Origin of the sequence: uncultured Chryseobacterium sp. (assembly GCF_913776365.1) — a bacterium.
Lineage (GTDB): Bacteria > Bacteroidota > Bacteroidia > Flavobacteriales > Weeksellaceae > Chryseobacterium.
In genome coordinates, this window is record NZ_CAJYMO010000031.1 from 1 (window position 1) to 9,387 (window position 9,387).

Annotated in this window: 11 protein-coding genes; 10 read left to right on the top strand and 1 reads right to left on the bottom strand. The window is 42.4% G+C overall.

Going from position 1 to position 9,387, the window contains the following annotated elements:
- The 5 genes from QZ735_RS01860 to QZ735_RS01880 all read left to right on the top strand — a co-directional run.
- A partial coding sequence (locus QZ735_RS01860; RefSeq protein ID WP_294243643.1) for a hypothetical protein occupies positions 1-965 on the top strand: 965 nt, incomplete at its 5' end.
- Positions 966-1,344: 379 nt separating this feature from the next.
- On the top strand, positions 1,345-2,205 hold the full coding sequence (locus QZ735_RS01865; protein WP_294243645.1) for a GLPGLI family protein: 861 nt from the start codon (positions 1,345-1,347) through the stop codon (positions 2,203-2,205).
- A gap of 434 nt (positions 2,206-2,639) precedes the next feature.
- A complete protein-coding gene (locus QZ735_RS01870) occupies positions 2,640-3,782 on the top strand; it encodes a hypothetical protein (protein ID WP_294243647.1) in 1,143 nt (380 codons plus the stop codon).
- 73 nt (positions 3,783-3,855) lie between these two features.
- Entirely contained in the window at positions 3,856-4,380 is a 525-nt protein-coding gene (locus QZ735_RS01875) for a hypothetical protein (RefSeq protein ID WP_294243649.1), read from the top strand.
- A 671-nt stretch (positions 4,381-5,051) separates the two neighbouring features.
- Entirely contained in the window at positions 5,052-5,444 is a 393-nt protein-coding gene (locus tag QZ735_RS01880; RefSeq protein WP_294243651.1) for a hypothetical protein, read from the top strand.
- Between the two features lie 51 nt (positions 5,445-5,495).
- Here the strand turns inward: QZ735_RS01880 and QZ735_RS01885 are convergent, their stop codons facing one another.
- On the bottom strand, positions 5,496-6,029 hold the full coding sequence (locus QZ735_RS01885; RefSeq protein ID WP_294243653.1) for a hypothetical protein: 534 nt from the start codon (positions 6,027-6,029) through the stop codon (positions 5,496-5,498).
- A gap of 221 nt (positions 6,030-6,250) precedes the next feature.
- On the opposite strand from QZ735_RS01885, the gene QZ735_RS01890 reads away from it, so the two are divergent.
- The 5 genes from QZ735_RS01890 to arsB all read left to right on the top strand — a co-directional run bounded on the left by QZ735_RS01890 (position 6,251) and on the right by arsB (position 9,115).
- Positions 6,251-6,493 carry a helix-turn-helix transcriptional regulator gene (locus QZ735_RS01890; protein WP_294243654.1) on the top strand — a complete coding sequence of 81 codons (243 nt, stop codon included), beginning with the start codon at positions 6,251-6,253 and terminating at the stop codon, positions 6,491-6,493.
- An 86-nt stretch (positions 6,494-6,579) separates the two neighbouring features.
- A complete protein-coding gene (locus QZ735_RS01895; protein ID WP_294243656.1) occupies positions 6,580-6,906 on the top strand; it encodes a helix-turn-helix transcriptional regulator in 327 nt (108 codons plus the stop codon).
- Between the two features lie 57 nt (positions 6,907-6,963).
- Complete coding sequence (locus QZ735_RS01900; RefSeq protein ID WP_294243657.1) at positions 6,964-7,437, top strand: DUF6428 family protein; 474 nt, start codon at positions 6,964-6,966, stop codon at positions 7,435-7,437.
- Between the two features lie 23 nt (positions 7,438-7,460).
- Positions 7,461-8,087, top strand: a complete 627-nt coding sequence (locus QZ735_RS01905; protein ID WP_294243659.1) for a protein-tyrosine-phosphatase — start codon at positions 7,461-7,463, stop codon at positions 8,085-8,087.
- A 5-nt stretch (positions 8,088-8,092) separates the two neighbouring features.
- Positions 8,093-9,115, top strand: coding sequence for an ACR3 family arsenite efflux transporter (arsB, locus tag QZ735_RS01910; protein WP_294243661.1), 1,023 nt, complete (start codon positions 8,093-8,095; stop codon positions 9,113-9,115).
- Positions 9,116-9,387 lie beyond the last annotated feature (272 nt).

Sequence of the window (9,387 nt, forward strand, 5' to 3'; positions counted from 1 at the left end):
AAAAAGTTATTGCCGTCAACTGGCCGGACTGTGCCGGAAGCATAGGGGAATATTACGCGGTTTCCGGCTATGCGGCTGAAGAAAGAAGCTTGTATACCTACCATATCAACCATGCGCTCTCTACCGGTTCTGATGATGAACAGCTTGAATCGATCAGGGATTTCCTGCAACTGTTTGCTGACGGTACCTATTCAGTAATAAAATACAGTGCTGACAGCAATACCATAGAATTCGTTACAAGCCACCCGACAGCATATTATACTTATTCTCAGGATCAGATACCGCCTTCCTGGCTTTATCCCTCTGAACCGGAAAAGACAGACTATCTGTTTTTCAGCATAACCAATGAGAAAATTAACAATGACAGGGTGGAATATTATTGTGAGCTCATCAGGCAAGGTGGTAAACCAACCGTATTAACTTTTGAATCTTTCCATATGACCAGTTTTGGAAGCAGCTGGAAATACGTATTGGACGGCCATCATAAGATCAGGGCCTATGTGAGACTTGGAGTACCCATTCCCTTCATTAACATCACCAAGCTGGAAAAGAACCCCAATACAACCCCTGCCTTACTCGCTTATGCCAGAACCATTTTGGATGAGGATTCCTATATGCACTTATTTGAAAACAACGACGAAAATCTGTTAATCATCGATTTTATACAGGATGAAATTCTGACGGATGATCTAGACCGTCTCCTGAAAACTTCCGGAAAGATTGAGGTAAGCCTCATTAATGTCCTGAGAAAATACGCAGGTCTATCAGATGATGCAGCCAGGCGCTGGCTTGAAGAAAGACTGGCCAGCCTGAAGAAAAATCCCCATGTAGGCATATTCGGATGGGGGAAAGGATTACGGGTTTATGAAATAAGGGAAGATAAAATATATGCACAATACTGGAATTTAACAACTTTAAAAACCAATTACCAGCTATATCAGTGGATTAAGAATACCATCAGATAGAATTGCCTGTATAAAGGGTACTGCCGGTGCAATTGATGTCTTTACCTGAATGTTTCTGAACCCGCTGTATGACCATAGGGTAAAGGCGGTAAAACATGCATTTGATGATCTGAAAAGACAGGGCTCAGAAGCTGGTAAAAAATAAAATAAGTAAGCGGTATTGTATTGCCTATAGTAAGCGGCAGCGAAGACCGGCAGATCAATGAAAACGGCTATATACGGAGATTTACAAAGGAAGAAGAAAACGTAAACTTCATGATAAGCATGGGCCGGATGGGAAATCCTCTGAGCCGGTATTGCCGAAACCGGACGATTTCATTATTTTTACAGGTAATAAAAGCGTATAGACCAAAGACTTACCTATACTGAAAAACCTGACATGAAAATCTTCGCCTTTTTTTTATTCCTGATATCCGGAACCGTTTCCTCACAGAACCAGCGCTTTGTCTATGAGTACGTATTTAAGATGGATTCCCTGAACAGGGATCATGCAGATAAGGAAATCATGAACCTGGATGTAACCCGGGACGGCTCTTATTTCTACAGTGCCCTGCTGATCACCAGGGATTCGCTTTTTACTACCGAAATGCAGAAAAGTAAGGCTTCAAATACACTTCACATCGATTTCAGAAAGATCCGGCAGCCGAAGATCGGTTTCAGGGTGTCCAAAACGTATTCCGGACCGGAAACCGTATTCCATACTTCCCTGAACGCCGTCAATGTGGCCGTCAGAGAAGAAAACCGCATCCGGTGGACCATCCATCCGGAGACAAAGAGTATCGCAGGGTTCAAAGCCCAGAAAGCCACATCCCAGTTCCGGGGCAGAAACTGGACTGCCTGGTTCACCAATGACATCCAGATCCCTGACGGGCCTTATACATTCTGTGGTCTTCCGGGTCTCATCCTGCAGATCGCCGATGAAAGGGAAGACCATGTTTTCAGCTTTGCCGGCAGCCGGAAACTCCCGGAAGGGTTCTCCCTTATCGATTCGCAGACAAAGGAAATTTTTGTCACCCGGGAAAAATTCAACCGGCTCTGGAATGAGTATATCCTTGATCCCGCTAAAAATATAAAGATCATCCACGGTTCTGCTGCCATGTCGGAAACCCTGATGTTCGATTCCAATACCGGCGAACCCCTTGACAAACAGACCCTGATCAGGAATAAGGAACTTGGGGTAAAAAAACTCCTGAAGCGGTTTAATAATTTTATCGAAAAGGATCTGTATAAACAGGATTGACTTACCGGCTGGAAAAGAATTCAAAGAGCCCTAAAAATATTTCACGGATACGGCTATATTACAGAAGAGGGCCGCCAATAAGAAAATTTGAGAGCACCAGGATCATCATAGTTGAAGATGTGATTGCGGTATAACATCTGATTACTCATTCCCGGAAGGAATCAGCACAACGGATCGGGATAGCAGCCTCGCACCTCATCAAGCAAAGGGAAAGTGAAATATTGTGCTGCTATTTATTCTTACGAAAACGCAAAATCTCCTCCTGATCCGTAGTATTTAAGCAGGCCGGAAGATAAAACTGGCGCTTTTTTATCAAAATCAGAGCTCAACTTCTCTGTAAATACAATATAAAATGAACGGCATCGATTCATACCCGTACCGAAAATTTGAAATAATTTATTATCTTGAGCTCCTCTTACCATAAAGCAAAACGAATGACCGTACTTACTGCTGTTGTCCTGGGAATGGCCCTCACAGCGATCATCATTTTTATCATACTGAACATTGACAGGTTGAGGCCAGGGAAGAAACATGAAGATCATGAAATGCCCGACCGAACTTATTCTCCCGTCACTGAACCGGATGCCTCTCCTACCGTAAAGCTTTCCGCTGAAAGTCCTGCAGCAAAAGAAAGGAAAGAGAGAAACCGCCTTTACAGGGAGGCCGAATTCATCAATAAAAACTGTAGCCGCCTGGAAGATTTTATCATTAATGAAGAGATCAATGCATTTGATCTCAGGAAGCTTGCCAATTTAAACGGGATCGGTCTTCAGATTTCTGAAGGCTGGTATCCCCTGACCCTGGAACTGATCCGGGAACTCCACGAAAACGGCTGGGACAAAAAAGTTTCGTGCATCAAGGAAAAATATGCGGAACTGAGGTTCTATACGTCTGATGCCTATGGCAGCAACCTCCATACGATCATTGAAAAATACACGGAGGAATCCCAGTTCATCTGTGAGACCTGCGGCGGCAGGGGAAATACGAGATCCTCCTCCGGCTGGCAGTATGTGGCCTGCAGGAAGCATTACCTGGAAAAGAGACATAGCATTTCCGCTGAACCCGCAGGTTTTAATTATAACGGAATTTTCTACCGGTGGAATGAAGTAAAGAATATGCATTTCCATAGTTTTGATCAGTTTCAAGGGATCTACCAGTTTTTGATAATAGAGTTGCATCAGGAAAAATCCGGGCAGCAGAACCCGAATGATAACCGGCTGTATGTACCGGAACACAGTGGCACATTCGGGAATTTCCTGCAGTTTTTATCCAGGCAGCCCTATGACAGTCCACTGTATTATTCCGGACTGAGCAGGGACTACCTCAACCATTTCAGACATCCTGAGTTCTGCGAAATCTGCGGATACCAGGCCGTATATCTTGGTGAATGCGAATGCTGTGAAAACGATACCTGGGAATCATACAATAAAATGACAAAAGGAGAAGACCTCCACGACAGGGAGAAGAAACAGGAACATATCAAGCTGTACCAGATCTTGTGGATTGAGGACGAAGGGGAAACCTACGAACAGCAGCAACAGAATTACCCTAAAAACCCGGAACACCGGTGGCTGTAATTTCCGAAAGATCCGAGATCTTTCGGAGCAGGTCTGAGATCTTTCGGAGCGGGCTAAAGTAAAAATAAAAAATATGTCATATCATTATTATATATCAGTATCGGCTCATATCAATAACAGAGGTGTTGATGCTGCGATAAGTACTCCGGCGATGGAAGAGGCATCGGAGCTTTCCTCGATGGGCATCAACGAGATCATACAGGTCATTACCGACTTACAGGATGTAGTATCCGGACGGATGGACTATCTGAATTGGGGCACCGACCTATTCAATGTAACTTCTGAAGGTGATGTAACCCTGTACGGACGTTATGATAAGGCAATGGAAACCCAAGTGTCCACCCGGAGCCTGATCAGTTTTTTAACAGAGCTGAAACGGTTTAAAGAGCACTGCCAGGAAAGAGATTATTACAAAGACGTTATCAGCCGTGCGTTCGTCAGTGTGAGGGCTGATCCCTCCCGTTACAGGCGCTGGCCTTCTTCAGATCTGCATTACCTTATCAGCATAGACCGGATCACCATTACACTGGTCCTGGAACCTGAAGTTTTTCATTTGTCAGCTGAAGAATATACCGCACAGCTGAAGAGGTATTTTTAAAGCCCTGATGAAAATCATTGCTCCATAATGTTGCTATATTGTATTTCAGATGCACGGCAGATGAGTAGATCTTACGGTATTTAGAAGTTCAGCAATACCAAGCTGATCCTGAACAGATGGTTAGAAAGACGAATCAGCAAACCGGTGATTTCCAACCCGGGTCAGGACAATACTGATGCAAAGCCGGATAAACGCTCCGCGCGGATAAAAGAACAAAGCAAAACGGAAGCTGCCGGTAGAGCCGCCGGATAAAACATCCGCTTCGTCACGTCAGCCCGCTGATCCTGTCTTTACCTTTATCACAAAGCATACGGGGAAATCAAACTTTGCATCAAAGAGATCATGTCAGTAAAAAGCGGATACTGAATAGATATAGGCGCATTATGATCTGTTGGATGCTATACTAGCATGAATTCAATAGGATGTATTTGGTTTAAGCATTTAAAAAACAGAAAGGCAATCAGAAATTTCTAAGCACCATTACCCTCTGAAGAAAGCAATATGATCATTTTCCATTTTTCCATAGAAGATTGCAGACGGTTAATCCGGCAAAAGGAACTTCCGGGATTCAGCTTCCTTCTCCCAGCCTTCTCATGCGTTTACTACTTTGATTTCACATTTTACTATTATTTTTAGTTAGATTTACACAACAAATACAGGTAACCCTCACCATGAAAAGTTTTACAGGCATCATAGCAGCAGTCCTCACTTCCCTTTCGCTTTCCGCCCAGGTGAATACCACCGCTGACGGGTTTTATTTCGAAAAGTCGAAAGGCTCTTTTACTGAAAAGGAACTCGTGTGGAAAAAAAGAGCGGACCTTGCCGTTATCAGGCTGGGATACTGGAGAGGGGACTGCTGCGGAGGTGTGCCGGAAGCGGAACAGATTACAGCCAGCATCAGAAACGACACCGTTTTTTACAACCTCCACACAAAACGGATACCCGACTGCAGAACCGAAACCGGCCTGTGCGGGAGCCTCATTGATTTTGTAATTGATCCCAAAAAATTCCCGGATTACAAAAAACTGGCCTTCAAAGAAACCCTTGATGGGGAAGCGAGGTAATTACGGAATAACTATTGGGTTACAGATCCCTGCTTCTTCCCCGCTTTGCCTTCACTCCTTCCCTGCTCCCCTTTCTGCCATCAGGTATGCGGCCTCCAGCATTTTTACCAGATGCAGGTACGGACCGATAATCTTACGGTTTTCTTCACCTCTGGAACTCCCGAGTGAGAAATAGATGAGGGCCGACAGGAACCCGTCATAGTCTTCCCTGCTGTACTTCCGGAATGCCTTCCGGAACACCTGCAACGGATCCCGGTATTCTTCCTCCGAGAGCGAGCCCATCGCAAGCCCGGCAAAATGGGTTTCCGCAGCTAAAACGGCGGTCTGCCCTACTTTACTCTTCCCAGCCATCACCTGGCCGGCCCGTACCAACGACCGCAGCGAAAGATATAAGTGGAAGACTTCTTCAGGACATTCCCCGAACCGGGCTTTCCGCCGTACCGAACACTGTACCATCGCACTCAGGGATTCTTTCACCACCGCCAGGTCATTGAACTGGAAAAAAGCCGCCAGCAATCCCGCTACGGAATGTTTCCGGGTGCCGGACCAAAACCGGGCCTCAAAGTCTGTTTTCTTCTTTTTCATCATTTTGTTTTTAAGGGGTTATTACTTTTTAAATGTAAATAAATTCATTATGTTTTAACTGAAATATAAATTTCCGAAATCATCATTTATAGGAAAACCATTGAAGATTATCTGCCTATATGATATTACTTAACAAATATAACAAAATAATCAGAAGTGGGAACAATTACCCACAAAATATTTTCTAGTTCTGCTGAAATTGCATATTCATATATTATATAATGACTGATATTGATAGGATAAAATTTCTGGAACACCTTGGAAATCAAATAAAAAAACTAAGAAAAGAGAGAGGCTTAAGTCTCAGGCAACTGGCGCAATTGTGTGATATTGATTACAGTGACATCAGTAAAATTGAAAAAGGCCAGCGGAACATCCAGATCTCTACCTTATTGGAACTGACCAGAGGACTTGATATCCATCCCAAAGATCTTTTTGATTTTAAAACAGACGTACATTTATGACGAAACTGATTTTCTGATACTAATTTTTTCAGGTAATTTTTTTTTATTTAAAAATTAATCGTAATATTGCGATACAAAATCAGGCAATGGGCGTAACCAAGACAGACCAATTTACAGATGAACAAAATAATATTGCAGTAATAGCAAAAGCATTAGGGCATCCGGCGAGAATCGCTATTATAGAATATCTGCTGAAAGTCAATACCTGCATCTGTGGCGATATTGTGAATGAATTGCCATTGGCACAGGCCACCGTTTCACAACATTTAAAAGAATTAAAAAACGCAGGTCTTATTAAAGGTAATATTGAAGGAACTTCGGTTTGCTATTGTATTGATGAAAAAGCTTTTGGAATAATGAAGGATTATTTTTCGAATATCATTATAAGAACTGTAAATCAGAAATGCTGCTGATGCATTTTTTTAGCCATATCTATCGTAATATTGCATTTAACCAATAAATAGAAAGTAATGAAACTATCTGAAATCAAAGAAATTTTACCAGAGCTGGATCATATTGAATTTCAACTGGAAGACGGGACGTTTGTTCCTGATCACTTCCATGTAACAGAAGTGGGAACGGTAACAAAACACTTTATCGATTGTGGCGGAACTGTCAGAAAGGAAAAAACAGTCAACTTCCAGTTGTGGAACGCTGATGATTCCGGACATCGGTTACAACCTTCTAAACTATTGCATATCATTAGATTATCAGAAGAAAAAATTGGCATGGAAGATAACGAGATTGAAGTTGAATATCAACATCAGACCATCGGTAAATTTAATCTGGAATTTAACGGTAAAAATTTTGTCCTCAGAAACAAAACGACAGCATGTCTAGCTCAGGATGCATGCGGAATTCCTGCAGAAAAACAACCGGTAAAATTATCTGAGCGCCCATTTACTCAACCTTACGTATGCACACCAAATTCCGGATGTTGCTAAAAATCCGGTAAAAGAGATAAAGCATGTATCCTCCATTATCAGAAACTATAGAATTACTGAAAAATCAGAAAATCAGCGAAGCCCGGAAAGCTGTCTTAGCACCGCTCATTAATTTTATTCAACAAAAAGTGGCAGAACAAAAAGAAGCAGCCCTTATATTTATTTGTACCCATAATTCAAGGAGAAGCCACTTGTCACAGCTCTGGGCGCAGATAGCCAGTGCCTATTACAGTATACCGGACATAATCTGCTATTCAGGCGGAACGGAAGAAACAGCAGTGTTCCCCGCAGTTGTGAAAACTTTGCAGGAACAGGGGCTGATGATTAATAAAATCTCCGGCATGGAAAATCCTGTATATGCTATCAGGTACAGTGAAAACAAACATCCGGTTATAGCCTTTTCCAAAAGATATGACCATCCATTTAATCCTGCACACGGATTTGCTGCAATTATGACCTGTTCTCAGGCAGATAGCGGATGTCCCTTTGTAGCAGGGGCAGAAAAGCGTATTCCCGTAACCTTTGAGGACCCGAAAATTTTCGATCATACACCGGAGCAATCACGGGCCTACCATGAGAGAAGTTTACAGATTGGTAGTGAAATGTTCTATGTTTTTTCGAAGATAAAAAATAAGAGTACCGTAAAATAAATGTAATGCAGACAAAATTAAAGTGGCTTGATCGCTTTCTTACGCTTTGGATATTCCTGGCGATGTTTTCAGGAATAGGATTGGGATATTTCTTTCCTGGTATTGCTGAATTCACCAATTCCTTATCAGCAGGAACAACAAATATTCCACTTGCCATCGGCCTCATTGTCATGATGTATCCACCGCTAGCGAAGGTTGACTATTCATTATTACCGAAAGCTTTTCAGGACAAGAGGGCGATCGGGGTTTCCTTATTGCTGAATTGGTTGGTCGGGCCGGTTCTGATGTTCCTGCTAGCCATTATTTTCCTGAGAAATGAACCTGAGTACATGTCCGGTTTGATTCTTATCGGTTTAGCCAGATGCATTGCCATGGTGCTTGTCTGGAATGACCTGGCAAAAGGCAACCGTGAGTATGGCGCATTACTGGTTGCCCTGAACAGTGTATTCCAGGTATTCAGTTACAGCTTTATGGCATGGCTTTTTATCGGTGTCCTGCCCGGAAAATTAGGGTTGGCTGATTTTAATGTAAACGTATCCATGAGAACTGTTACGGGAAGTGTTCTCATCTATTTAGGAATCCCTTTCGTGGCAGGTTTTTTAAGCCGTTACTTCTTGATTAAATTAAAAGGCTCAGAATGGTACCATAGGAAATTCATTCCCGCTATATCTCCGCTGACTTTATACGCACTTCTGTTAACAATCGTACTGATGTTCAGCCTGAAAGGGAATCAGATTGTGGAATTGCCTTTCGATGTCTTTACAGTAGCTGTACCTTTAATCATCTACTTTGTGCTGATGTTTTTTACAAGTTTCCTGATCAACAGATCACTGGGTATCCCCTATGACAAAAATGCTTCAATAGCTTTTACAGCAACCGGAAATAACTTTGAACTGGCAATTGCAGTAGCAATAGCGGTATTCGGAATTCATTCACGTCAGGCATTCGTTGGAGTTATAGGACCTTTGGTGGAAGTACCGGTTTTGATAGTGCTGGTAAAAATAAGTTTATGGTTAAAGAAAAATTAAAAACAAAATTATCATTTTGGGAATCAAATCATAAGTTTTAATATAATGGAAGACATAAAATACAGTGAATTCTAAACTATCCTGATATATGCGCCTTTATCATAGTTAATTCGACATCTCTACAAACTTTCCCCTCCCTACCCTCATTATAATTCAATTGCTTTTCCTTATTTTTGTTGAATGATGATCAGTGAAGAAAGTTCGTCCGGCAGCCCTTTCGGGACCGCTTTGATTTTGCAGGCACTTGCTGCCTCGCCGGCGCCTACGGCTTT